29 protein-coding genes and 2 rRNA genes are annotated in these 24,641 nt (G+C 36.7%); 13 read left to right on the top strand and 18 right to left on the bottom strand.

The window, feature by feature from the left end:
- Positions 1 to 34: 34 nt before the first annotated feature.
- From ACQY22_RS07375 to ACQY22_RS07365, 3 genes are all read left to right on the top strand, one after another.
- Entirely contained in the window at positions 35 to 964 is a 930-nt protein-coding gene (locus tag ACQY22_RS07375) for a cobalamin-binding protein (RefSeq protein WP_428324049.1), read from the top strand.
- A gap of 43 nt (positions 965 to 1,007) precedes the next feature.
- A complete protein-coding gene (locus ACQY22_RS07370) occupies positions 1,008 to 1,856 on the top strand; it encodes a cobalamin B12-binding domain-containing protein (protein WP_428324048.1) in 849 nt (282 codons plus the stop codon).
- A gap of 114 nt (positions 1,857 to 1,970) precedes the next feature.
- Positions 1,971 to 2,153 (top strand): hypothetical protein, encoded by a 183-nt coding sequence (locus ACQY22_RS07365; RefSeq protein WP_428324047.1) that lies wholly within the window; start codon positions 1,971 to 1,973, stop codon positions 2,151 to 2,153.
- On the opposite strand, the gene ACQY22_RS07360 is transcribed toward ACQY22_RS07365, so the two are convergent.
- The 3 genes from ACQY22_RS07360 to ACQY22_RS07350 are packed head-to-tail and all read right to left on the bottom strand — an operon-like array spanning position 2,154 to position 4,177.
- Positions 2,154 to 3,365: a redox-regulated ATPase YchF gene (locus ACQY22_RS07360; RefSeq protein ID WP_428324046.1), complete on the bottom strand. Its 1,212-nt coding sequence runs from the start codon at positions 3,363 to 3,365 to the stop codon at positions 2,154 to 2,156. It lies immediately after the preceding gene.
- Positions 3,366 to 3,399: 34 nt separating this feature from the next.
- On the bottom strand, positions 3,400 to 3,765 hold the full coding sequence (locus tag ACQY22_RS07355) for a hypothetical protein (RefSeq protein WP_428324045.1): 366 nt from the start codon (positions 3,763 to 3,765) through the stop codon (positions 3,400 to 3,402).
- Position 3,766: 1 nt separating this feature from the next.
- Positions 3,767 to 4,177 carry a CoA-binding protein gene (locus ACQY22_RS07350; RefSeq protein WP_428324044.1) on the bottom strand — a complete coding sequence of 137 codons (411 nt, stop codon included), beginning with the start codon at positions 4,175 to 4,177 and terminating at the stop codon, positions 3,767 to 3,769.
- 80 nt (positions 4,178 to 4,257) lie between these two features.
- Between ACQY22_RS07350 and ACQY22_RS07345 the strand changes: the two genes are divergently transcribed.
- Both ACQY22_RS07345 and ACQY22_RS07340 read left to right on the top strand, forming a co-directional pair.
- Complete coding sequence (locus tag ACQY22_RS07345) at positions 4,258 to 4,779, top strand: hypothetical protein (RefSeq protein WP_428324043.1); 522 nt, start codon at positions 4,258 to 4,260, stop codon at positions 4,777 to 4,779.
- A 36-nt stretch (positions 4,780 to 4,815) separates the two neighbouring features.
- The gene (locus ACQY22_RS07340) at positions 4,816 to 5,823 is read left to right on the top strand and encodes a biotin--[acetyl-CoA-carboxylase] ligase (RefSeq protein WP_428324042.1); all 1,008 of its coding nucleotides are present in this window, start codon (positions 4,816 to 4,818) and stop codon (positions 5,821 to 5,823) included.
- On the opposite strand, the gene ACQY22_RS07335 is transcribed toward ACQY22_RS07340, so the two are convergent.
- A complete protein-coding gene (locus tag ACQY22_RS07335) occupies positions 5,824 to 6,183 on the bottom strand; it encodes a hypothetical protein (protein WP_428324041.1) in 360 nt (119 codons plus the stop codon).
- A gap of 116 nt (positions 6,184 to 6,299) precedes the next feature.
- Here ACQY22_RS07335 and ACQY22_RS07330 point away from each other — a divergent pair, with 116 nt between their 5' ends.
- Complete coding sequence (locus ACQY22_RS07330) at positions 6,300 to 7,739, top strand: M57 family metalloprotease (protein ID WP_428324040.1); 1,440 nt, start codon at positions 6,300 to 6,302, stop codon at positions 7,737 to 7,739.
- A gap of 107 nt (positions 7,740 to 7,846) precedes the next feature.
- The gene (locus ACQY22_RS07325) at positions 7,847 to 8,758 is read left to right on the top strand and encodes a transcription initiation factor IIB (protein WP_148680318.1); all 912 of its coding nucleotides are present in this window, start codon (positions 7,847 to 7,849) and stop codon (positions 8,756 to 8,758) included.
- A 3-nt stretch (positions 8,759 to 8,761) separates the two neighbouring features.
- Here the strand turns inward: ACQY22_RS07325 and ACQY22_RS07320 are convergent, their stop codons facing one another.
- Positions 8,762 to 9,166 carry a phosphoribosyltransferase gene (locus ACQY22_RS07320; RefSeq protein WP_428324039.1) on the bottom strand — a complete coding sequence of 135 codons (405 nt, stop codon included), beginning with the start codon at positions 9,164 to 9,166 and terminating at the stop codon, positions 8,762 to 8,764.
- Positions 9,167 to 9,205: 39 nt separating this feature from the next.
- Positions 9,206 to 9,598, bottom strand: a complete 393-nt coding sequence (locus ACQY22_RS07315) for a DUF6659 family protein (RefSeq protein WP_428324038.1) — start codon at positions 9,596 to 9,598, stop codon at positions 9,206 to 9,208.
- Between the two features lie 53 nt (positions 9,599 to 9,651).
- Between ACQY22_RS07315 and ACQY22_RS07310 the strand changes: the two genes are divergently transcribed.
- Positions 9,652 to 10,230 (top strand): poly(R)-hydroxyalkanoic acid synthase subunit PhaE, encoded by a 579-nt coding sequence (locus tag ACQY22_RS07310; RefSeq protein ID WP_428324037.1) that lies wholly within the window; start codon positions 9,652 to 9,654, stop codon positions 10,228 to 10,230.
- Complete coding sequence (phaC, locus tag ACQY22_RS07305; RefSeq protein ID WP_428324036.1) at positions 10,220 to 11,284, top strand: class III poly(R)-hydroxyalkanoic acid synthase subunit PhaC; 1,065 nt, start codon at positions 10,220 to 10,222, stop codon at positions 11,282 to 11,284. Before ACQY22_RS07310 ends, phaC begins: the two co-directional genes overlap by 11 nt.
- 37 nt (positions 11,285 to 11,321) lie before the next feature.
- Here the strand turns inward: phaC and ACQY22_RS07300 are convergent, their stop codons facing one another.
- From ACQY22_RS07300 to ACQY22_RS07290, 3 genes are read right to left on the bottom strand one after another with little or no spacing between them, the layout of a single operon-like run.
- Positions 11,322 to 11,750, bottom strand: coding sequence for a hypothetical protein (locus ACQY22_RS07300; RefSeq protein WP_048069448.1), 429 nt, complete (start codon positions 11,748 to 11,750; stop codon positions 11,322 to 11,324).
- On the bottom strand, positions 11,747 to 12,172 hold the full coding sequence (locus tag ACQY22_RS07295; RefSeq protein ID WP_428324035.1) for an AbrB/MazE/SpoVT family DNA-binding domain-containing protein: 426 nt from the start codon (positions 12,170 to 12,172) through the stop codon (positions 11,747 to 11,749). Before ACQY22_RS07295 ends, ACQY22_RS07300 begins: the two co-directional genes overlap by 4 nt.
- 36 nt (positions 12,173 to 12,208) lie before the next feature.
- Positions 12,209 to 13,054, bottom strand: a complete 846-nt coding sequence (locus ACQY22_RS07290) for an alpha/beta fold hydrolase (RefSeq protein WP_428324034.1) — start codon at positions 13,052 to 13,054, stop codon at positions 12,209 to 12,211.
- Positions 13,055 to 13,131: 77 nt separating this feature from the next.
- Here ACQY22_RS07290 and ACQY22_RS07285 point away from each other — a divergent pair, with 77 nt between their 5' ends.
- Positions 13,132 to 13,563 (top strand): universal stress protein, encoded by a 432-nt coding sequence (locus tag ACQY22_RS07285; RefSeq protein ID WP_428324033.1) that lies wholly within the window; start codon positions 13,132 to 13,134, stop codon positions 13,561 to 13,563.
- A gap of 1 nt (position 13,564) precedes the next feature.
- Here ACQY22_RS07285 and msrA read toward each other — a convergent pair whose 3' ends face one another.
- The 7 genes from msrA to ACQY22_RS07250 form a co-directional block, all read right to left on the bottom strand.
- A complete protein-coding gene (gene msrA / locus ACQY22_RS07280; protein WP_428324032.1) occupies positions 13,565 to 14,017 on the bottom strand; it encodes a peptide-methionine (S)-S-oxide reductase MsrA in 453 nt (150 codons plus the stop codon).
- Positions 14,018 to 14,106: 89 nt separating this feature from the next.
- Positions 14,107 to 14,508 (bottom strand): DUF6659 family protein, encoded by a 402-nt coding sequence (locus ACQY22_RS07275; protein WP_428324031.1) that lies wholly within the window; start codon positions 14,506 to 14,508, stop codon positions 14,107 to 14,109.
- Between the two features lie 95 nt (positions 14,509 to 14,603).
- On the bottom strand, positions 14,604 to 15,428 hold the full coding sequence (locus ACQY22_RS07270) for a class I SAM-dependent methyltransferase (protein ID WP_428325538.1): 825 nt from the start codon (positions 15,426 to 15,428) through the stop codon (positions 14,604 to 14,606).
- 58 nt (positions 15,429 to 15,486) lie between these two features.
- Positions 15,487 to 15,618 (bottom strand): hypothetical protein, encoded by a 132-nt coding sequence (locus tag ACQY22_RS07265; RefSeq protein ID WP_428324030.1) that lies wholly within the window; start codon positions 15,616 to 15,618, stop codon positions 15,487 to 15,489.
- Positions 15,619 to 15,699: 81 nt separating this feature from the next.
- Positions 15,700 to 15,849, bottom strand: coding sequence for a hypothetical protein (locus ACQY22_RS07260; protein ID WP_428324029.1), 150 nt, complete (start codon positions 15,847 to 15,849; stop codon positions 15,700 to 15,702).
- A gap of 421 nt (positions 15,850 to 16,270) precedes the next feature.
- Positions 16,271 to 19,260, bottom strand: a 23S ribosomal RNA gene (locus ACQY22_RS07255).
- A 147-nt stretch (positions 19,261 to 19,407) separates the two neighbouring features.
- Positions 19,408 to 20,878 (bottom strand): 16S ribosomal RNA (locus ACQY22_RS07250).
- The 16S and 23S rRNA genes sit together here, the layout of an rRNA operon.
- A gap of 380 nt (positions 20,879 to 21,258) precedes the next feature.
- On the opposite strand from ACQY22_RS07250, the gene ACQY22_RS07245 reads away from it, so the two are divergent.
- Positions 21,259 to 22,560 carry an aspartate aminotransferase family protein gene (locus ACQY22_RS07245; RefSeq protein ID WP_428324028.1) on the top strand — a complete coding sequence of 434 codons (1,302 nt, stop codon included), beginning with the start codon at positions 21,259 to 21,261 and terminating at the stop codon, positions 22,558 to 22,560.
- On the opposite strand, the gene ACQY22_RS07240 is transcribed toward ACQY22_RS07245, so the two are convergent.
- Positions 22,550 to 22,915 carry a hypothetical protein gene (locus tag ACQY22_RS07240; RefSeq protein ID WP_428324027.1) on the bottom strand — a complete coding sequence of 122 codons (366 nt, stop codon included), beginning with the start codon at positions 22,913 to 22,915 and terminating at the stop codon, positions 22,550 to 22,552. The two genes, ACQY22_RS07245 and ACQY22_RS07240, sit on opposite strands and share 11 nt — an antisense overlap.
- A 46-nt stretch (positions 22,916 to 22,961) precedes the next feature.
- Between ACQY22_RS07240 and ACQY22_RS07235 the strand changes: the two genes are divergently transcribed.
- A complete protein-coding gene (locus ACQY22_RS07235) occupies positions 22,962 to 23,087 on the top strand; it encodes a hypothetical protein (RefSeq protein WP_428324026.1) in 126 nt (41 codons plus the stop codon).
- A 33-nt stretch (positions 23,088 to 23,120) separates the two neighbouring features.
- Positions 23,121 to 23,942, top strand: coding sequence for a tetratricopeptide repeat protein (locus ACQY22_RS07230; RefSeq protein ID WP_428324025.1), 822 nt, complete (start codon positions 23,121 to 23,123; stop codon positions 23,940 to 23,942).
- On the opposite strand, the gene ACQY22_RS07225 is transcribed toward ACQY22_RS07230, so the two are convergent.
- Entirely contained in the window at positions 23,937 to 24,641 is a 705-nt protein-coding gene (locus ACQY22_RS07225) for a hypothetical protein (protein WP_428324024.1), read from the bottom strand. The two genes, ACQY22_RS07230 and ACQY22_RS07225, sit on opposite strands and share 6 nt — an antisense overlap.

Raw genomic sequence — 24,641 nt, 5'->3', positions numbered from 1 at the left:
AAACACTTGTTATTCCCAAATAGATAGAATGTTCATGGCAATAAACAGAATAGTCTCATTTTTGCCAAGCGCAACAGAATTACTTTACGAGTTTGGAGTTCAAAATAAGATTTATGGAGTCACACATGAATGCAAATTCCCCCAAGAAGCAAGTTCTAAACCACAGGTAATTAGTTCAGCAATAGATTCGGATAAATTGTCCAGCAATGAAATCGACACACAAACATGTCAGATACTAAACGAAGGCAAAGATATTTTTGTTTTAAATGAAGAAAATCTAAAAGATGCCAAGCCAGATTTGATCGTTTCCCAAGAAACTTGTGAAGTCTGTGCAGCATACACCAATCAAGTAAACAAAGCATTACAAATTCTGGATAAAAAACCGACAACTCATTCAATGGATCCTCATAACATACAAGAGATTTTGGACTCGGTAATTAAATTAGGAGAAATTTTAGATGAAAACGATAAAGCAAAAAAGATTTTTGAATCACTACAAAAAAGAATTCAAAAAATAAAAAACGTAAAACATAGTAATAAACCAAAAATTTTAGCAATTGAATGGATAGAACCATTTTTTACAGCTGGTCATTGGGTTCCAGAAATGATAAAAATTGCGGGAGGAAAAAATATGATAAGTGTAACCGGAGAACATTCAAGACGTATGAATTTTGAAGAGATATCTAATTCTGATGCAGATATTATTATTCTAATGCCATGTGGATTTGATACAAAACGAACCGTTTCAGAATACAAAGACATTCTAGAAAAAGATGGAAAATGGAATAATCTCAAAGCTGTTCAAAATCAGGCTGTTTTTGCAGTTGATGCTAACTCATTTTTTAGCAAACCAAGTATTAGAACAATTGAAGGAATCGAGATATTAGCAAAAATAATTCATCCAAAAAAATTTGAAGAGTTAAGGGTTCCAGAAAGTTCATGGGCACAAATTAGCACTAGTTAACAAAATTAGCATTAGTTAAATAAGATTTGATGAAAAAACAACCATGGTCTATATCAGAGCCAAGAAAGTCAAATCAGACCAATATCTATACCTAGTAAAAAGCGTCTGGGATTCAAAAAAAAGTACATCCAAGCAAGAAATTATCAAATATCTTGGCAAGGCATCAGAGGTAGTAAAAGACGACATTCCAGTTGATTATAGAAGTGATCCCAAAGTGCTTACAGTTTTGGCATCATACAATCCAAAAGATATCAAAAAAAGAGAAGATGCAACAAAAAAATCCAAACAGCAATTATACAAAAAACTTACAGAAGGTAACATACAAGAAAGTCTCAAAAATTATGAAGAATTTACAAAAATATTTAGTTCGACCGATTTTTTTGACAAAATTCTAAAACCAACAATGTATAGAATTGGGGAAGAATGGGCAAGTGGAAAAATTAGCATAGCTACAGAACATGTTGCAAGCAATATTGCACAAACATTAGTTAGAATAATCATGGATAAAGTATCAGGTTCAGGAAAAAAGAAAAAAATTCTCATTTGCGTTCCATTAGGAGAAGAACATCATCTTGGATGTGATGTTTTAGAAACATATCTTTCAATTAAAGGGTTTAAAATTTTCAATATGGGAACATCAATACCAACAGAATCAATTCTAAGTTTTATTGATAACAATAATCCAGACATAGTTTTAGTTTCAATAACATTAGAAGATAATCTCCTAGCTGGACAAAGACTAGTTAAAAAAATAAAAGAACATGTAAACATTCCAGTATTGGTTGGAGGATATGCATTACAAGCAAACAAAATTCCAAAATTTGCAGGAGATATTATTCAAGAGGGAAGTTTAGAAGAATTGCCAAAAATTCTAAGAAAAAATTACAGTTAGCACTAGTCAAAAATTTATTTTTCTTTTAAATATTTTCAAACCCAATTTTCATTATAGAAATGATTACAAGATTAATTCATCAAAAAATTCTTGAAAAAAATAGGGGCAAAATGAATGGGTAGAACATGTAGAGGTATTTGTGAGATGCATGAAGCATTACCCGCACCAAACAAAATCAGATATGAAATTGGACAAAAAAGATGTACATTTTGCGGAATATTCATGTCAACATGTGATGCAAGATGTATGTGTTGCAAAGCAGTGCTTAGAACAAAACCAAGAAGCAAGAAAAAGTAGTTATTTTTTTGTAGCACTGACTAGAGATACAACATCTCTATCTCGTAGTTGATAATCCACAGGCAATCTAAGATTATACCTTAAATCCTTGCCATAAAGGAGTCCTTTTGTTAGATCAGTGTGGATCTCTTTTGCAAGATCATTAATGGTAGCACCATCTTTTAGTAAAATCAAGTCAGGAAGAATTCTTCCTTTCTTATCCGCAAGTTTTGTTTCATCAGCAACAGGATATATGGAATTCATTTTGAGCAGTTTGAATACTGCAACATTAATGGCAAATTGAACTCCAGTACGCATGTATTCGCCCATTATTCCTTTTTTGATAAAATCCAAAGCGTTGATTTGTTTTTCATTTAGTTCATCAGATTTGAGTATGTCAAATTGCTCAGAGCCAGGAGAGTATTTTATCAGGCCCTTTTGTTCTGCACGTCTAAGACTAAACTCACTATCACCACTAGCAGGAATTACAATAGAATCATTGTAGCGTTCTCGCAGTCTAGCAAAATTCTTGTCTGCGCCTTCTACATCAATTTTGTTTGCAACAATTAGGGTAGGTTTTGAAATCTTTCTCAAATAAGTTGCAAACTTTTTACTGTCAACCATATCAAAATCATCAAAGTTTTTCTCTTCAAGACCAGCTGCAGCAAGAGATTCCTTTACATGCGATTTGTTTACACCAATTCCACGATAAAGATCAGTTACAGCATCAACAAATTCAGAACCAGAATTAATTAACTTGGATATTTTTTCTCTATTTCCTTCAAGAATTTTATGATACCACATTATCAGTTCTTCTTCAATATCAGCAAAGTCAGATATTGGATCACCAGTTCCAATCTCAGTAATTTTTCCTGTAGAATCTATGCCTCCGGATGCATCAACTACATGAAGTAATGCATCAGATTGTGCTGCAATAGAAAGAAATTGATTTCCCAATCCCTTACCTTTCCAGGCATCTTTGATCAACCCTGGAAGATCAATGAGTTCAATTGGAATGTATCTCCAACCATCAAGACATTTGGAGTTATTTGGGTTATCTTGAATTTTAAATTCAGGATGTACACAAAGAGTGATTGCATTTGTAATTCCAGATACTGGAGATTTTGTAGTGAATGGATAAGATGAAATTTCTTCAGAAGACAAAGTTGCAGAGTTGAAGAAAGTAGTTTTGCCAGTATTGGTTTTACCAATTAATCCAAGTTTGATTGGCATGGATTAATTTTCATCTGAGAATATTTATCTCTGCCTAGGAATCAGAATTGGTTTTGTTTTTGATTTTTTCAAGGGACTCAGTAAGTTCTTTGATGGCCCATTCTATATCAGCCACGTCTTCATCAGATAGAGAATCTTTCCATTTTTCCAGCACACTAGTTGCAATCTCTGAAGAATTGTACAATAAATTCCAATATGAGTGGTGTTCAGCAGTGGTATATGATAATTCAGTTACATCATTTAGACCATTTTGTGCCCTTGCCAAAGAAGTAATTTTTTCACCAAATATTTTTACAATATCATTTTCAAGATCTTTTTCAATTTTTAGAGGAACATTTTTTGTTTCATATTTTTTTGCCAAATCAAGTAAATCATGATAGAAATTCTCAAAATTTTCCATATCAACATAGCCTCTGATGTTCAGCTAACATACATCTGTTAAAGACAACAGTGATTCCTGCATTTCTAGCTAGTTCTTCAGCTTCAGCATTGTGAATTCCTTCTTGAAGCCAGATAACTTTGGGTTTTTTCTTAATTGCTTCTTGAACAAATGGCAATACTTCATCAGAGGGCCTAAAGACATCTACAATGTCAACGTCTTCATCAATTTCAGATACAGAATCATAGCATTTTTTTCCTAAAATTTCATCAGCAGATGGATTCACAGGGGTGATGTCAAATCCATTTTCAGAGAGATATCTAGGCACGTAGTGAGCAGCCTTTGAAGGGTTTTTTGACATTCCAATAACGGCTACTTTTTTCATAGACAAAATGTCTTGAATCTGTTTGTCAGTATGATCGTCTTGCTCCACAACAAATCTACAATTATCATGAATATAATTTTTGAAAAATTACACAAAGAATTTTTTAGTGGGAAACAAAAACAATGCATATGGAAGAAGAAGCAAAAGATGTCATTGTTTTAGGAGCAATCAGACGAGGAGAGAGAAAATTTGATAAAATTCAAAGATCAACTCAAATCAAACCTGAAGAGCTTAATGAAATTTTAGAAAAGTTAGAAGAAAGGGGATTCATAACAGTAGAAGAAAAGAAAGGATGGTTAGGTAAAAAAATCGAGTTAAAGGTCACAGAAAAAGGTTCAAACGAATTAGACCAAAGATTACATGAAATTAAAGAAAAATGGGGCCAAATGCAAGCATTGTATCAAAGTGGAGATAAGAAAAAGCTTCAAGGATTCATGGATGACAATAGATCATTTTTTCCAATGATGATGTTTTTTGGCGTCATGGACATCATGATGTTTAGTATGATGTTTAGTATGATTGGGGCCAGTATGGGAGATTATGTCCCAGCTGAAAGCATGCCCGATGGTGCTGATGGCAGTATGGATGATGGTGGCATGGACGGTGGAGGCATGGATGATGGCGGTTTTGACATCGACATTGGTTTCTAGTGTAAATTTTATACTTGAAACAAAAACAAACTACAATTGATTTACAATTCGTTTGACAATCCAGGACTAGTCAAGGTTCTCACATTTTTACAAACTCACAATACAGAATATCTTTCTGGACAAGATTTGAGTGATGTATTAAAAATTAGTAGAGTTGCAGTATGGAAACATATCAAAAAAATTCAAGAGTTAGGATATACAGTAGAATCAAAACAAAAGTTAGGATACAAATTAATAAAAAATTCTGATGCATTACTTCCTTGGGAAATCACTTTAGGCTTGAAAACAAAAACAATTGGGCAACAGGCATTTTACTTTGATTCAATAGATTCTACACAAAATCAGGCATTAAAGATGGCAGTAGAACCAGAAAATAGTGGTGCAATAATAGTAGCAGAAAAACAAACTGGTGGGAGAGGAAGATCTGGAAGGAAATGGGTTTCTCCAAAAGGAGGAATATGGTTTTCTGTTATTTTACATCCAAAATTTGACATATCAATAACAACATTGTTTCCAATTGCATCAGTATTAGCACTGTCAATTGCACTAGAAAAGATATTCAAAATTTCTCCAGAACTAAAATGGCCAAATGACATTACAATCAAAGGCAAAAAACTAGCAGGAATGTTAGTTGATGTGTCATTAGAATCAAACAAAATTGAAAGTCTAGTGTTGGGTGTAGGAATTAACTTTGATGTAGATGTAAAACAAATTGAAAAAAATCTCAAAGGAACCCCAAACTTTTACGGAGTTGCATCACTTAATGAGAGAAAAACAAAAATCAGACCAGTTGAATTGGTCCAATCATTTTTAGTAGAATTAGAAAAAATTTACAAATTGCTAGATACAAAACAAACAAAAAAAATCATTTCAGAATGGACAAAAAGATCATCAACAATTGGAAAAAATGTAAAACTAAACACAATTGACGGCGAAGTTAAGGGAAAAGCAGTCAAAATCGATGATGACGGGGCACTTGTTGTATCTAACAACAAGAATACAAGCAGAGTGATAGCAGGAGATATCATCCACCTAACAAAATAGTTATTTTTTTGAAGTTTTTGTTTTTCGTTTTGCAGTAGATTTTCGTTTAGCAACAGTTCGTTTTGGTTTTGAAATCAAGGATGATTGCGCCTTTACAATTTCTTTAAGATCATTTTGTATCTCAAACACTGTAGAAAGCAATTCTTCTAAGATATCAGAATATTTTTGATATATAGTAAGAAGTTCAGTTTGTTTGAGATTTGTTTTTTGAAGATATTCATTAGAGCGTATGAGATTTGCAGTCTCAACTAATTCAGGGATATCAGATACAGGCTCACCTAATTGTGCCAAATCTGCTTCTGCCTGTTGTATTTTTTTGCGCAGATCATAAATGATGTTACCGACTCCAACTTTTTCCAATATCAAAAGACATATTCCGAATAAATTAAAGATTTTCTAAGATTAGAAAAGTAATAGATACGACATACGTACAAATTAGTAGAAAATAGAAATAAACCACAAAATAATCACTAATCATGTTAAGTTATTTTAAAAAAATTTCTTGTCTTTTAGCAATTACCATACTTGTTACGCAAAGTCTTACAGGAGTTTCGTTTGCTCAAATAAATCAAGAGCCAGAAGTGATGTTTAATCAAGCAACAGAATTATTCCATAATGGAGAGTACAAACAAGCAATATCAATTTATGATGAAATACTAGAGATTGCACCAAATAATATCTCCACACTAAAAATGAAGGGGATTGCTCAAAGTAATCAAGGAGAACATAAAAAATCACTAGAACAATTCTTTACAGTTTTACAACACAGACCAAATGATGTCATATCATTAGCTGGAATGGGTGTGGGATTAGGATATTTAGGAGAATATCAAGAGGCAACATCATATTTTGAAAAAGCTCTCAAAGAGAAGCCAAATAGCATAGTCATACAAAACTACATGCAATTTATCAATAATGTGATAACGAAATATCCATACATACCTACAGAAAAGCCTGAAGGACTAGATGGACAGTCAGTAGCATCCATTCCTGACTGGGTAAAACCAATAGCAAAATGGTGGTCAACAAATAGTATCGATGATGCAGAGTTTGTTTCAGCACTGATTTTTATGATTAATAATAAAATTATTGAGATTCCGCCAGTTGAGACTCAAAGTGTTTCTGAAGGAAAAATTCCAGAATGGATAAAGAGTAATGCAGGGTGGTGGGCAGATGGCGAAATCGATGATGATGCCTTTGTCCAAGGAATACAGTACATGATAGAAAAGGGCTTGATCATAATCAAAGTTGAAGAAACGACACAAAAAACACAAGAAGAGTTAGATCATGAATTTTATTTGTTTGAAAGATATCTAAGAGATATTTCAAACAACATATCAAAAGAGAAACGTTACATAGAATTTCCAAATCCTAGTCAAGACGTAATTAAAAAATTCCTAAGAGACTATGTAAAATGGAATTTTGAAGAAGAGGCAAAGAAAGCATCTAGTAAATTCCCAGATCCCACATATGAAATCATTGATGACACATACATTGTATACTACAAAGTTTACATTAATGAGCAACCTTCAGGATTACCATTAGACCATGTTAGTACATTAAATGATTCATTTGCATTTTGGGAACAACAAGAATTAACAGTAAATAATCAAAAATTAAAAATAAAATTTGAAGTGACAAATTTGAAACATGAAGCAAACGTTTGGGTAACATGGGTGGTTAGAAGTCTTGGAGAAGGAGTTTTAGGACATGCACATCTTGGAAAAGGAATTGTCGAAGTAGCATTAGGTGATTTCAATTGCGATGGAAGTTTCCAATTGTATGATGTGAATAGTGTAGAAACGATCATGACACATGAGTTGGGTCATTCTATAGGCTTGAAACATGTAGAGGATAGAACAAGTATAATGTATCCATCATTTAATCCATCATACGCATATTGTTTGCTGAGTTAATTTTCAAAATATTTTGAAAAAATTACAGTTAGCTTAACCTACACACAAATAACCGGTAGAAATTATGTAAAATGGATAATAAGGCAATAGTGAAAATCCAAGTAATTATGCTTAGAAATCAAATGGTCACAGGATCAAAATGTCCAGCCTGTGGTGATAAGAAAATGATCACTGATGAAAATACAGGAGAATTATTTTGTGGAAAATGCGGATTTGTAGTATCAGATAAGATTGCAGACACTGGTGCCGAATGGCGTTCTTTCTCAAATGATGAAGGAAACAAGGCAAGAACGGGTGCTGGAACATCACTTACAATGCACGACATGGGATTATCAACAGTAATTGGTGCAGCTAACAAAGATTCAACAGGAAAACCACTATCTGCAAGTGTTAAAAGCTCAATTGAAAGATTAAGAACTTGGGACAGTAGAAGTCAAGCACATTCTTCAGCAGACAGAAACCTAAGACAAGCACTCAATGAAATGGACAAACTAAAAGATAAACTAGCATTAACTGATGCAGTCATTGAAAAAGCTGCTTACATTTACAGAAAAGCAATGGAGAAAAAACTAGTCAGAGGACGTTCAATACAAGGATTAGTTGCAGCATGTCTTTATGCATCTTGTAGAAATACAGAAACCCCAAGAACATTAGATGATGTTGCAAAAGGAATCAACATTAGAAGAAAAGATGTTGCAAGATGTTATAGATTAATTTTCAGAGAATTAGAACTAAAAATGCCAGTAGTTGATCCTGTAAAAGGGGTTTCAAGAATTGCAAGTATTGCAGAACTTAGTGAGAAAAGCAAACGTAAAGCAATTGCAATTCTTAATGAGGCAAAGAAAATGGGAGTAGTTGCAGGAAAAGACCCAATGGGAATAGCTGCTGCTGCACTTTATCTTGCATGTATTAGTACAGGAGAAGTAAAATCTCAAAAAGACATATCCATAGCATCTGGAGTAACTGAAGTTACAATTAGAAACAGATGTGCAGGATTAAGAAAAATGATTAACGATTAAAAATTATTTCTGAGAACGTTCAAACTCTAGTTTATCCCAGGGAAATACAACATATGCATTATTGGTTGTCTTTTTGCCATACAGTAATTGTTTAGGATATTTTTTTCCATGTCTTGCAAATAATGTTGCAAAGACAAATTTTGAAGGAACATCAACTCGTTTGATTATTTCATTAAATGTATCACCACTATCAAATATGTCATCAACAAACAAAGAATTAGAAGATATTTTCCTTTTATCAACAAAAATTTTTTTGATTTCCAATTGATCTGCAACCAAACGTGCAGGAATTAATCCACCTCTGCTAATAGTAGTAATACTTGAAAAAGTTCTAGGCAATTTTGAGATTTTATTTGAAAGTTTTTTTACAAGGGATTCAATTTCAAACCAATCAACGTCTTGAGACAATACTGAAAAACCACAAAGAGTTGAATTAAGTTGTTATGTTTAGAATGTCTTTGTAGGAGAATTTTTTAGCGGTTCAATCAATTTGAGAATCTTAAAGGGTATTTTTCCAAAATCAGTATCTTTTTCACAAGAAACCAACAACACATCATCGCCAGATAAAGGAAAACTCATGACGATTACCTTGTCACGATAAGACATTGAAAAGTGAACCACACCAAACTCTTTATCAAATTCATGTCTCATTCGCACACGCAATGCTAATTCCATAAACATCATCTCATCTTGTTTTTGAGCCTCAAGTGAAAGTAATCCCTCCTTCATTCCACCGGCCATAAGGTGACCTCTACTGTTAATGAGCCTAGCAGAACGCATCTTAGGATCCAGTTTTGTTATCTTTTGGCAGAGTTTTTCAAGTTCTTCGACGTTATCCATTTGTCTATTTACACAAGCGAACTATTTATTGCGATCTGTTTCAATAGGTGTCTATGCAATCAGAATCAACTAAAGACATTACTGATTATTACAAACATCTTTCACTGTTCTGGACAGATATTGTACATTTGATGTCAAGCAAACCACAAGCATTAGCATCAATAGGTCCAATGAGAGCATTTGCTGCCAACTCTAAGAAAATATCAACTGAATTAATTGAGATTAATGAAGATTTAATGGAATTTAACAAACATTTGACAGAATATTACAAACAACTTGCAGATACCTGGACAGATGCACAGAAAAAAGTCAATCTAAAAGCACCAGAAATTCCTCAAGACATTGAACAAATGGAGGCAGTCAAAAGAATTTGGATTGATATTTTTGATAATGATTTTACAGAATTATTTGACTCAGGGAAGTTCGGAGAAAATTATGGAAAACTAGTTTCAAAAGAATTAGAATTAACAAAGCATTGGAACAACATTACAAATGTCATATTACAATCAGTTAACCTTCCAAGTAAAGAAGAGATTGATGAAGTATACAAAGAGATACACTCGTTGAAAAAAAGAGTTGCAAAACTAGAATTAGAGTTAAAGAAAAAGGAGATGAAAAAAAATGCAAAGTGAGTCAAAAATTGATCCAAAAATTATTGAAGAGATGTTAAAATTTAGTAAAAACGTAATTGAAGCCCCAAAATTAGTTTCTGCTCCAGATGAAATTAGTTTAGAGGTTACACCACATGACATAGTACAACAAATGGACAAAACACGTCTGTTACACTATAAACCAATCACAGAAAAACAACACAAGACACCATTGTTAATTTCATATGCATTAATTAACAGATTTCATATTCTAGACATACATCCAGAAAAGAGTTGGGTGAGAAATCTGCTACAACAAGGATTCGATATCTACATGCTTGATTGGGGAACACCAACTAGTATGGACAAGTATCTTGATTTTGATGATTATGTAAATGGATATCTTGATGCATATGTAGAATATATCAAAAATGAAACAGCTACTGAAAAAATTTCATTACAAGGATATTGTACAGGAGCAACAATTGCTACAACATATGCCTCATTGCATCCTGAAAACGTCAAAAATTACATAGCAACTGCACCTGTAATTGATGGCTGGAGAGATACTACAGTGATTAGTAATCTAGCAAAGCACATGGATGTGGATAAAATGGTGGAAATTATTGGAAACATGCCTCCAGAATTCATGTATTATGCTTTTTCAGTGCTCAAACCATTTGAGCAAGGAATTGAGAAATACGTCAACTTTTTCAAAAATATTGAAAACAAAAAATTCGTAGATAGTTTCCTCAGAGTTGAAAAATGGTTAGGAGATACACCACCAATTCCAGGAGAGTTATTCAAACAGTGGATCAAAGACATCTATCAAGAAAATTTACTCATTCAAAATAAGATGCACGTAGAAGGCCAACTAGTAGATTTGAAAAAGATAGACATGCCAATATTTACGCAAGTTGCAGTAGGTGACCATTTAGTTTCACCAGAGTGTAGTATGCCTCTTCACTATGCAGTAGGTAGTGAAGACAAAACATTGAGAATGTATCCTACAGGGCACGTAGGCATGATTGCCAGTTCACTATCTCAAAAGAAGGTTTTACCTGAGCTAGGACAATGGTTAGCTGAAAGATCATAAAAATGAAAAAGAAAAAATTAAAAAATTGGATTCGCCACTAGTTGTTCTTTGTGGTGAATGCAGAAATCCAAGATTGTAGAATGTTTCTATTTAACTCAGCAAATGATTTTGCGTTGTCGTTAAAGGTTTTGATGTTTTGTTGTGTTGCATCAATAGTTGCAAGGGTTACTTGGTTCTGAATTGATGTAGCCTTTACGACTTCTTCTGTTGTATCTTGCATTACTTTGATTGTAGCTTCAGGAATGTTTGCTGCAATACCTGCTTTCTTTGCAAATTCTTTTTGTAGTGTTAGGGTTGAATCTGCAATGTTCTCATAAGCTTGTATGAATTCCTGTTGTACGTTTGTAATTGCTTGATGATACTGTGGTACTGATGTTCTAATACCGTTGAAGAATTTATCTACGTTTTGTTGATATACAGAAAATAGATCTTTTGGATTTGATTGTGTCTGTTCGTTCTTACTCAATTTTTCACCTCCCTAGCTTTTGATTTTTTTGCTATTGGAAGGACGATGACTTGAACCAAGTCACCTTCGCCTAATCCAAGGGCATTACGTTCTGCCTCTGGGATTGAAATTCTACCGTTACTACTAATGGTAGTTTTGTATGCACCCCAATTCATAAAAGATGGAAGCATTTGTCCAATGCTAAACATTGTATCCATGCTTTTGTTTTGCATAGAAGACATGTTCTCCATCATGGTTGATTGAGCTTGTCTAGTGTTATCTGAAACTTCTTTGAGTGTATCTAGTGGATTGAATGTTTTGCTAGTTTGATTGGTCATCAAAGCACCAAAATTTTTCATAAACTCTGCTTGAGCACGTCCACTTTTTTGGATCCAATCTTTGAACATAGTAGTTGGATCATATTGGTTTTCGTTACCAGCCATTGGTAACTGTTGGAGTTAACAGGTATTTAAGTGCACCTAAGAGGCACCTAAGAAATCCAATACCTTCTCAGAGAAAGCCGCAGGATCCTGCACATAAGGAGTATGACCACATCCATCCATACGAACAAAACGACAGTCCTTTAGAGATGAGATAAAATCATCAGCATGGTGAATTGGAATCACAGGATCATCACTGCCCCAAATCAGCATTGTCTGAGTTAAGATAGAAGGTAGTTTTTTTGTAATAACTTCAGCATTTTTCAAACCAAGTATAGTAGACATGAATGCAAGTTTTGCATTAGGCAATTGCATTCTTTCAATAAATCTAGAAACAATTATTGGATCAACACTTTCACCAGAACCTTCCATCATTTCAAATGCATTCTTTGCATTTTGTTCGTTAGGGTATAGTGCAGCCATTATGTATGCATCAAGTGCAGGAGTAGACTGTTTCATCACTCCTGATGGAGATACTAAAATGAGTTTGTCAACATCGTTTTGATGAGAAGCAGTGTACTCAGCAGAAATCTGACCGCCCAAAGAAGAGCCAATTAGGTAAGGAGATTCAATGTTTGCAGTTTGCATGAATTTCTCAAGAAAGTCTGAAAAAAAGTCCATAGTATAATCTGCAAGAGGTTTATCACTATATCCAAATCCAATTAGATCAGGTATTACCACATGAAATTTTTCTGCAAAAATAGGCATTACCTGTTCCCATCTTTCAGCAGAAGCCCCCAATCCATGAATCAATACTAGAGTTTTTTCAGAATCCCCAGATTCCAAATAGCGAATTTTATGACCATCAATTTGGAGAAATTTTTCATTCACTAATTTTGCTTCAACTATCATCGGTAGATAAGTTTTAGTTAATTTTGCGATCATTGAAATTCATGATTTTTTGAGAAAAATTGGCAACTAACTTCAAGTATGTTTTTTAGTCCCAAAATTATGGTTAATGTGTGATAAAGAAAAAAATCTCAAAAATACTAGTTCCTTTAGATGGTTCTAAAAACTCTCAAAGAGGTTTAGAGACAGCAATTACGCTTGCCAGACAATGTGGGGCAACTATTACAGGCGTGTTCTCAATTCACGCACCACCACACTCAGAATTCAGAGGTATTGGATCAGTTGAAAAATCCCTAAACAGAGAGGTGAAAAAAATCATGGAAGAGTCCAAGGTTTTGGCTGCAAAAAACGGCATAGTATTCAAAGAGAAACTAATGCGAGGAGATATCGGATACAATATTATCAAACTCGCACAAGGTAAAGGGAAATTTGACATGATAGTTATTGGTTCACGTGGAAGAAGTTCTGCTAAAGAATTATTCTTTGGAAGTGTATCAAATTATGTCATACATACTGCAAAGATTCCAGTTCTAGTTGTAAAGTGATTTAGAATCCATTCTTTTTGAAATATTTTTGGTGATACTCTTCTGCCTTGTAAAATGTAGGGGCAGGAGTTATTTCAGTTACAATTGGATTGTCATACTTTCCAGAAGAATCTAGATGTGTCTTTGATTTTTCTGCAATCTCTTTTTGTTTGTCATCATGATAAAAAATTGCAGAGCGATATTGTATTCCAACATCAGGACCTTGACGATTTAGTGTTGTAGGATTATGATTATTCCAAAAAACATCCAATAGTTCTTCATATGAAATTTCATTAGGATCATATTCTACTTCTACTGCTTCAGCATGTCCTGTTCTATCAGTACATACTTCTTCATAAGTAGGGTCTGGGAGATTACCACCAATGTAACCGACTTGAGTAGATTTTACTCCCTTTGTTTTACCAAGTAAATCTTCAACATGCCAAAAGCATCCTGCACCAAATGTTGCTTTCAATTCAAAAAATCTAAAACATAAACAGAATTAAAACTATTTGTTCAAAGGGTTCTGGAGGATTTTTTAATTAAGGAGATTATATGATTTTTCTAGGTTCCGGTCATTTTTTTGCTAACATCAGTAAAAATTTCAACTACTTTTTTAGCCAAATTTTCAATGTTTGCAGTAGGTTCTGCAGAAATCAGTAAGAGAATTTGAGTTATAGGAAATGGAAAACTAACAAGAACTGCCTTGTCTCTTCTTGCAGCCAAATAGTTGATAGGACCTAAACTTTCATCATATTCTTTTCTGATAGATGCCTTTGAGACAAAATCCAAAAAGGATTGCAGTCTAGTTTCATCTCCTTCATAAGGAGTGAGTCCTTCTTTGAACCCACCTGAAATCAATTGACCATCTTTATCAACAATTCCAGCAAATCTAATTTCAGATTCTTCTAGTAATTTTTTGCATTTTTCAGCATACAGATTCAAAGCACCTTCAGAATTTGCCATGATAATACAATTTAAGATATCAAAAATAAAAACTTAGTCAATATGTGTCAAAGATGAATATATTCAATCCATAGTATACACGCTTGAGAGAAGAATCATGTATAGTTTTTTGGAGTGCATTTTAGAAGGGCATAATCAATAATTCCTTTTTCAGATGCAGTTTTCATTTTAATGATCGATTTGTACAATATGTTTTCAACATAGTTTGGATATTTTTCTAAAATAGATTTTTTGAGGTGATCCCTATTTTCCACATAATAATCTGCAAGAGGATCATATACAGAAGTTCCAATTAGTCGCTCATGTTTAATTTCAAAGCCAGAGGATTGGATTGTGTTTTTTACATCATCTAAAGAATAGTGTTCAGAAGACCAAGTGAATTTCAACATGCCCAAATCTTTGAAAGAAGAAGCCCCAAGAGTTATAGGAATAGCAAGTACAAGTAATCCAGAATTTGCCAGTACTCTTTTTGATTCAGAGATAAAATCAGAAAGTGGTTTGAAATGTTGTGCTGATTCCAATGCCAAGACACGATCCACAGAATTGTTTGCAAATGGGAGTTTTGTAGAAGAGGAATTTAGAAACTCAATTTTTTGTTTTTTTCCAAAAGACAGTTGAGAATAGTTGATGTTTACATCATACAAGGAAATATTGGGAAATTTTTGTTGCCAAAGATGAGAGGGGGCAGATAATCCACTGCCGACGTCAACTACATGTTTTGCAGAAGACAATTCAGCAAGATCTGCAAAAACCATGCATAGGTTTTCCTGAGCAGATATAGGATCAGAGTGGCCTGATGACCAACATCCAAAATTCAGCATAGAGCCACCAGTTGCAAGTTGCATTACAGGTGATAAAGCATTGTAGAGATTTACAGTGTCTTTTTCGTTTCTACGAAATGTCCACAAGAATAGTTCCAGAGGGTTAATTGATACCAAAAATAAATTCAAAATTAATTGAACAGAGTCATATTAATTTCTAGGGTAAGCCTTCAGAATCCTCAGCACAATGTTTGTGAACCCATTTTTCATCTTGGTTTTTAGAGATCTCTTTTCCGGGTTGAATCTTATCACCACAAGAGACACAAGATGTTGCAAATTTTGCTTTCATGTACTTTGATAATTTTAGATAGATAAATCAGATGTGTTGTAATTGATGTCAACTAATGATTAACATATTTTAAAAATTTGATTATGAATTTTTTAGACCTCTACGCAATATCTCATTTAATGAACTAGAGAAACTCACTGATGTTGCAGATTGTATAATCTGTTTTGCTTGAATTGATCTTATTTTCTTATCTAATTCATCATCAAGCATTATTGTGACTCTCTTTGCCATGCACATACTAGAACTCTGTTGCTATTAAGCAGAGCCTGCCAAAAATGGAAATGATGGAATTTTCATAAGATTGTCAGATTTTCTTTAACCATTACTTTGAAGGTTTTACCGACAGATCTATTAGCAACCTTCGATCTGTTTTCTTGATGTCTGAAAATCAAAAAGAATGGTGGATTGGTTTACCAAAAGAATTTCAAAATGATATCGAGTTAGAAGAATAAATTACAAAACCACAATTCAGAAAAAATTTGGTTAAATCACATTATAGTCGTGTATAGTTTCCACTAGGGATTTTAAAATCACAAAATTATGTATAGCATTCGCTAAGGGTGATTAAAAATAAAATCATCGTACAAGTCGTGTATATTTTTCACTTTGATGAATAAAATGATTCATCGCGCATAGTCTCTATGTAAGTGGCTGAACCGATGTGTTGGTCTATTAGTAAAGGCTGGCTCACCACTCGCCGAAGCTTGTGATCTACACCACCTTCCTATCAACGCAGTCTTCTGCTGCCGACCTTCATCTTACGAAAGAATAACTTGTCTCGGGATAGGATTCGTGCTTAGATGCTTTCAGCACTTAGCCTAAACGGCTTAGCTGCCCGGCCTGCCTTGTCAGACAACCGGTAAACCAGTGGCCACGCTGCTCTGTTCCTCTCGTACTCGGAGCAACTTCCCCTCAGTTATTCACGCTTCCATCAGGCAGAGACCGACCTGTCTCACGACGGTCTAAACCCAGCTCATGTTCCCTTTTAATAGGCGAGCAGCCTCACCCTTGGCCCCTGCTGCAGGACCAGGATAGGAAAAGCCGACATCGAGGTACCAAACCGCGGGGTCGATAGGAGCTCTCGCCCGCGACGAGCCTGTTATCCCTGGGGTAATTTTTCTGTCACCTCCGGGCCCCAATAGTGGGCACACGAAGGATCGCTAAGCCAGACTTTCGTCTATGAATTCCGTGCGTTTGGAAATCCATTCAGTCGAGTTTTTGGCTTTGCCCTCTTCAACGGATTTCTGCCCCGTTTGAACTCAACTTTGGGCCCCTTTGATATCTTTTCAAAGGGGTGCCGCCCCAGCCGAACTGCCCACCTGCACGTGTCTCCGGTCTTCACTGGATAAGTGGTACTGCAAAAAGAGTCTGGTGTTACATCGTTGCTTCTCAACACCCCGGAGAGTGTTAAGCATGGCTCCCAGATACCCTGTGCAATTCTTACTATACCACAAGCACAAGCTGCAGTAAAACTCCACGGGGTCTTCTCTCCCCGATGGAAGGCGATGGACTGTTCGTCCACCTTATGTGGCTTCACCGGGTTGTAGGCGGGGACAGTGGGGCTCTCGTTGTTCCATTCATGCGCGTCGGAACTTACCCGACAAGGCATTTGGCTACCTTAAGAGAGTCAGAGTTACTCCCGGCGTTAACCGGCCCTTAGCTCGGTTGAACCCAAGTTTTAGGTACCGGCACCGGCCAGGATTCAGCGACTATACAAATCCTTTCGGACTAGCAGTCGCCTGTGTTTTTATTAAACAGTCGAAACCCCCTTGTCATTGCAACCTGCGGTCCCCATTCCTCATGAAGATCGCAGGCATCCCTTATACCTAAGCTACAGGACTAATTTGCCGAATTCCCTCGCCATACGGTATACCCGTAGCACCTTAGCTTACTAAGCCAGCGCACCTGTGTCGGTTCTGGGTACGAGCTTGCATTTTGCTAACTACACAGTCTTTCATGGTCTCCTGGAATCGAGAAAACTCCGCTAACGCGGAGCCATTCCTACCTCGAACTGGTTCTCGTCATTACGACACTCCCCAATTCTCGAATAGTTAGATACAACGACGATTGTACAATCCCTATCCGGAAGCGAACCATATAGCTCAAACGCTCAATGCAAGGTACTAGAATATTAACTAGTTTCCCATTCGGTGTACTCTGTTGAGGTACATCTTAGGATCGACTACCTCCAGGCTGATAACGCATTGCCTGGAAACCCTTGCGCTTACGGTGGTATGGATTCTCACCATACTATGCTGTTACTGCCGCCAGGATCTGCAATAGAAACCGGTCCACAGGACGTCACCGCCCTGCTTCGACCCAATCACTACGCCAACCTACCACGAAACATCCATTGATGTTTATCTAAAGTATCGGTACTTTGCTTTAGCCCCGTCCGTTTTTGAGGCATCCCCCCTCGGCAGGTAAGTTGTTACACACTTTTTAAAGGATAGCTGCTTCTGAGCTTACCTCCCTGCTGTCTTGGCGAGAACACGCTCTTTAGCTTGACACTTAGCAAAAATTTGGGGACCTTAACTTCAGTCTGGGTTAAACCCCTTTCGGTCATGAGCCTTACGCCACATGAACCCGTGTCCTTGCTTCTACGATGTATATCCGTTCGGAGTTTGAATGAGCGGTGAGGGATTTCTCCCCCGCGCCGCTCTATCAGTGCTCTACCGGAAACACTATCTCCACAAAGCACGCCCTGCGAGACGCTTCGGTTGGAACTAGCGAGCGCCAGTCTAGATTGGTTTTTGACCCCTATTCCCAGGTCACAACAACGATTTGCACGTCAGAACGTCTTAAGACCTCCAGCGGGCTTTCGCCCGCCTTCATCTAGCCCAGGAATAGATCGACTGGCTTCTAGCCTAGCCGCCATGACTCTACGCACTTTCACACGCTTCTCCTCACAATGCTGCGAGAACTCGGTTTCCCTTCGCCTACATCTTTACAGATTTAAGCTTGCCATGACAGTTAGCTCCCTGGCCCGTGTTTCGAGACGGAACGCATGACACTGATGACTTGAACATCAAATCTTCAACTCTATTGCTAGAATCTCCAAAATGAAAAAATCACCTTCCATGCCATGCACGTCTGTAAGTAATAGGTTTCATGCACTTTTCGCCCCCCTTCCGGGGTACTTTTCAGCTTTCCCTCACGGTACTAGTCCACTATCGGTCTTGAGAGATATTTAGCCTCAGATGCTACTTTCACCTGTATTCATTGCCCACTACCAAGGACAACTACTCGGGTATGAATAGGACTCTTCCCATTTCGCTTACGGGGATATCACCCTCTATGTCAGTACTTTTCAGAACATTTCAGCTGTGTTTCAAGATTCCATATTATCATACCAAAACACCACATCTCCCGAAGGATTCAGTTTGGGCTCTTTCCTTTTCGATCGCCTCTACTTGGGAAATCTCAATTGATTTCTTTTCCACGTGGTACTAAGATGCTTCAATTCCCACGGTTCGACTTCCAATACTAGTGTACTGGAATGCACAAAAGTGCAAGATTCTCATTCGGACATCTCGGGATCATAGGATGCGTGCGCCTACCCCGAGCTTATCGCAGCTTGCCACGTCCTTCATCTCTCCTCAAGCCTAGCAATCCACCTATTACCGTCTTTACACCGGCAAATTCAGCCACATATTACACGACTATGCACGACGATCATTGCAAGTCCCCTGGCAGGGACCCGCTACATCCTTCATACACCACTTTCGTGATGCATTGCATCGATGATTTGATGTGAAGATTAGTGCATCCGTACACTTTCCTTATCTAAGGAGGTGATCCGACCGCAGGTTCCCCTACGGTCACCTTGTTACGACTTTTCCCTTGTCACGAACCCCAAGTTCGATAACGCCAATCAGACGTCACCTCGCTAAGAGCTCACTTCAATGAAACGACGGGCGGTGTGTGCAAGGAGCAGGGACGTATTCACCGCGCGATAATGACACGCAGTTACTAGGGATTCCATATTCGTGAGGGCGAGTTGCAGCCCTCAGTCATAACTGTGGTAACGTTTGAGGATTACCTCATCCTTTCGGATTCGAAACCCATTGTCGTTACCATTGCAGCCCGCGTGTGGCCCCAGAGTTTCGGGGCATACTGACCTGCCGTGGCCCCTTCCTTCCTCCGTATTAACTACGGCGGTCCCGCTAATTCGCCCCACTACTCCTGAGAGTAATGGTGGCAACTAGAGGCAGGGATCTCGCTCGTTACCTGACTTAACAGGACATCTCACGGCACGAGCTGGCGACGGCCATGCACCACCTCTCAGCTTGTCTGGTAAAGTCTTCAGCTTGACCTTCATTCTGCTGTCTCTCCGGGTAAGATTTCTGGCGTTGACTCCAATTGAACCGCAGGCTTCACCCCTTGTGGTGCTCCCCCGCCAATTCCTTTAAGTTTCATACTTGCGTACGTACTTCCCAGGCGGCAAACTTAACGGCTTCCCTGCAGCACTGCATTGGCCACAAGCCAATGCATCACTGAGTTTGCATAGTTTACAGCTGGGACTACCCGGGTATCTAATCCGGTTTGCTCCCCCAGCTTTCATCCCTCACCGTCGGACGTGTTCTGGTAGACCGCCTTCGCCACAGGTGGTCATCAATAGATCAAAGGATTTTACCCCTTCCTACCGAGTACCGTCTACCTCTCCCACTCCCTAGCTCTGCAGTATTCCCGGCAGCCTGTATGTTGAGCATACAGATTTAACCGAAAACTTACAGAGCCGGCTACGGATGCTTTAGGCCCAATAATCATCCTGACCACTTGAGGTGCTGGTTTTACCGCGGCGGCTGACACCAGAACTTGCCCACCCCTTATTCAACAGTGTTTCTAGGACTGTCAAAAGGTTCGTTTAGCACAAACCACTCGGATTAACCTTGTCGTGCTTTCGCACATTGCAAAGTTTTCTCGCCTGCTGCGCCCCATAGGGCCTGGGTCCGTGTCTCAGTACCCATCTCCGGGCTACTCCTCTCAGAGCCCGTACCTGTAATAGTCTTGGTGGGCCATTACCTCACCAACAAACTGATAGGCCGCAGTCCCATCCTACGGCGATAAATCATTTGGAACACAAACCATTCCAGGTATAGTGTTCTATCGGGCATTATACTCAGTTTCCCGAGGTTATTCCCGTCCATAGGGTAGGTTGACTACGCGTTACTGAGCCGTCTGCCTTGTATTACTACAATGACTCGCATGGCTTAGTATCAATCCGATAGCAGTCAGGTCCGGCAGGATCAACCGGATTCTGAATTTTTGATTTTGATTATTGAAGTACATTTGTACTTTAATTGGAATTGACGGATGCACATAATCTTCACATCTCAGATATTGATCACTTGATCAAATCCTCATTTTTGTATGCGTAACTGGAGGCCCATGAATCACAAAATGGCATAATACCATACTTCATCACAAGCGCCGCCTATTGCGTTACGTATGCAAAAGCATCACATGCCAGAATCCATATAAACCATGCGAGAAATTATGCCTGATCGACCCCATTTGTTGTAATTTTTACAATGTTCCAACTATGCAAAACTATGCAGTTTTTAGAAATTGTGCCTGATAACTATGCCAAACTATGCCAGTTTCAATAGTTAAAATGATGGAAATTGTTTTGTGAATTTGGTTTTGAATTATACTAAAGAATACAAAAAGAAAACAAAGACTTCAGCAAAACTATTTTCAAAATCTGCAAAGTTGCATGTCAATGGTGTTTCTCATAACATAAGATTTTATGAACCATATCCATTTGTTGTTAAAAAATCTGCAGGAAAAAATTTGATTGATGTTGATTCAAACAAATACACAGATTATTGGATGGGTCACTGGGCTTTGATTTTAGGACATGGTCCAAAAGACGTTAAGAAAAATTTGCAAAAACAGATTGAAAAATCTTGGATGTATGGAACAGTGAATGAGCAGACAGTACAGTTATCAGAATTAATTTCAAAAGCAGTTCCAGTAGCTGAGAAGGTTCGTTATGTCACATCAGGAACTGAAGCTACAATGTATGCAGTAAGATTGGCCCGTTCAGTTTCTGGAAGAAAAATAATTGCCAAGATTGATGGAGGGTGGCATGGATATACGTCAGATTTACTAAAGTCAGTAAACTGGCCATTTTCAGAATCTGAAAGTTCAGGGGTTGTAAATGAAGAACAGATTGTTTCAATTCCTTACAATGATTTAGAAAAGTCATTATCAATTTTGAAAAAATATTCTAAAGATTTGGCAGGAGTCATTATAGAGCCAGTGTTAGGGGGCGGAGGATGTATTCCAGCAGATTCAGATTATCTAAAAGGAGTTCAAGAGTTTTGTAAAAAGAATAATTCCTTATTCATATTAGATGAGATTGTTACTGGATTTCGATTCAGATATGGATGTCTCTATCCAACAATGAAATTGGATCCTGATATTGTCACATTAGGTAAGATTGTTGGAGGAGGATTGTCAATTGGTGTGATGTGTGGAAAAAAGGAAATCATGGAATTTGCAGATACTACTGGCAAGAAAAAATCAGAGCGAAGTTATGTTGGAGGAGGCACATTTTCAGCCAATCCAGCCTCAATGGTGACAGGATATTCCACACTAAACCATCTAAAATCAAAAAAAGCAGTTTACACAAAAATTAATGATTTGGGCAAATTTGCAAGAAAAGAGATAGGAAAAGCATTTGATGATAAAGTCGCAGTTACTGGAAAAGGCTCTCTGTTTATGACTCACTTTTTACAAGATGGAATTACAGAGATTACAAATTCCACACAAGCAGCAAAATGCAACGGGGCATTATTGGCAAAATATCATTTTAAGATGATAGCCCATGATGGAATCTTCTTTTTACCAGGCAAACTTGGCGCAATATCCGATGCACATTCAAAAGAAGACATCAAGAAAATGGTAAAGGCATCTGAAGAATTTACTTGTTAGAGTCATTTGGAAAAAATTCAGATTTCCAAGATTTGAGTTTGCTAAAAATATCCATGTATTCAGGAGATTTTACAGTGATGTGGATATGAGCATATAATTCTCCAAACTGAGATTCAAATATCATCCTGCATTCATCTTTGAAAAACGGAACAGAGATTCCAATCTTTTTGAGATGAGTAAATTCAAAATTTTGAATTTTAATTGATTTGCCAGAAACTGTAATTTTCTTTGATTCAGCATTTTTGGAGATAGTCTCATCAAGTTTCTGTTTTATTGAATCATCCCACAGAGGGGTGTCATGAGGCCATCTGTGTACAAAGACTTTTTCAGATAGAAAAGAAATTTCAGACAACATCAGAATTCATTTGCATGTTTTTATAAAATAATGCATTTTAAAAATCATGAAAAAGAAAAAGGAAGAAAAAGAAGCCTATGCCACAGATGATCCAACTAATACAGATGCAAAATCTCAAGAAGACATGGCAAAAGAGGCAATCAAGAAATTCAAATCATTGAATAATCAGTAAGATTTGATAGCAGAGTAAAGAGTGTGAGAGATTATGGGATTATTTGGAAAAAAAGAAGACCCAGAAGATTTGATGTATGACGCAGTGGGGATGCTAGAAAAGAACCAGCCAAAAGCAGCAATTTCACTATTCAACAAAGTCCTAAAACAAGAACCTGAAAACACTGAAGCCTTACTCCAAAAGGGACTTGCGTTAAACTTGATAAAAAAATATCAAGATGCAATAACCTGTTTTGATAAATTAATAGGAATTGATCCTAAAGATGCTCAAGCCCTCAACAACAGAGGAATATCAATGGCTGAAACTGGAAATATTCAAGAAGCTGCAGAATATTATGACAAGGCAATTGAAGCAGACCCTAAATATGCTTCAGCATATTTCAACAAAGGTGTTCTACTAGACAAGCTTCAAGAACATGAAGATGCCTTACCTGTTTTAGAAAAAGCAATATCACTTGATCCAAGAAAACCAAATGCCATGATCTACAAGGGAATAGTGCTAGGCAAACTCAAAAGAAACGAGGAAGCATTGAATTGCTTTTCAAATGTTTGTAAAAAATATCCAAATAACTTGGATGCATTTTTCCAAAAAGGAGTACAGTTAGCTGAATTAGGTCAGCACAAAAAAGCAATAGATGTGTTTGATGATCTTTTAAAAAAATATAAAGACAATGTCAATGTCGTTTATGCAAAATCACGTAGCATGGCAGCACTTGAAAAGTACCCCGAATCACTAGAATTATTAAAAAAAGCAGTATCAGTTAGTCCCAAAGTAATTAGGGCATGGGCAAAAGAAGAACCAATTTTTACAAAATTACACAACAATGATCAATTCAGAAAGATTGTAAAATTATAGAATTTTTTTTCGTACTGCATCTATTCTGATAATACCAACTTTCTTTTTCGGACCAATTACTCTTGCCTCAAAGATTGGAACAAATACTTCGATAATTTCACGCAATACAAATTCCTCAGACAATTCTCTTACATCAGTTTCTAGTGGTTTTTTTAGTTGAGATTGAAGTTTCTCTAGTGCAGCATCATATGTCATTTCAGGTCTTTTTACATTAGGCTCATTTTTTTGCAACAGTCTTTTTGGATAGTTCTCTACAGTTTTGGAGTTTACTTTGAATGGGAATTTTATCTCTCTCCCATGATGATCAAAAGATAGTTCATCTTCTTCTTCAACAAACACATGTTCTTCTAATTTCATGTCAATCTTGTTTTTGCCTCTCTTTCCTACAAATGCCCTCTCAAATCCAGATTTTGAGCGAATCTGAAATACACCATCTCCAAGTTCTACTTCTTTTACATTAGAGGGAACAGAAATGGTATGAATTGCTTTTCGATAGTAATCAGCAATGTATTTTCCAGAAACCATCAAGATGCACTCATAGTATAATTTGATAGAGTGAATGTGAACTTGTTCTTTTTTTGGTCTAGATAGTAATGATTTGAAGGGTTTTGTTTTCTTTTCTTCTACAATTTCAGTTGCATCTTCTAGTTCGATATTTTTTCTAAGGACTACTGTCTTTACATCATAGGTCTTGCTCAA

Origin of the sequence: Candidatus Nitrosopumilus sp., assembly GCF_965263415.1 — an archaeon.
Taxonomy (GTDB): domain Archaea; phylum Thermoproteota; class Nitrososphaeria; order Nitrososphaerales; family Nitrosopumilaceae; genus Nitrosopumilus.
Note: the sequence above shows the minus strand (reverse complement) of the source record. Positions and strands in the feature narration are given on the sequence as shown.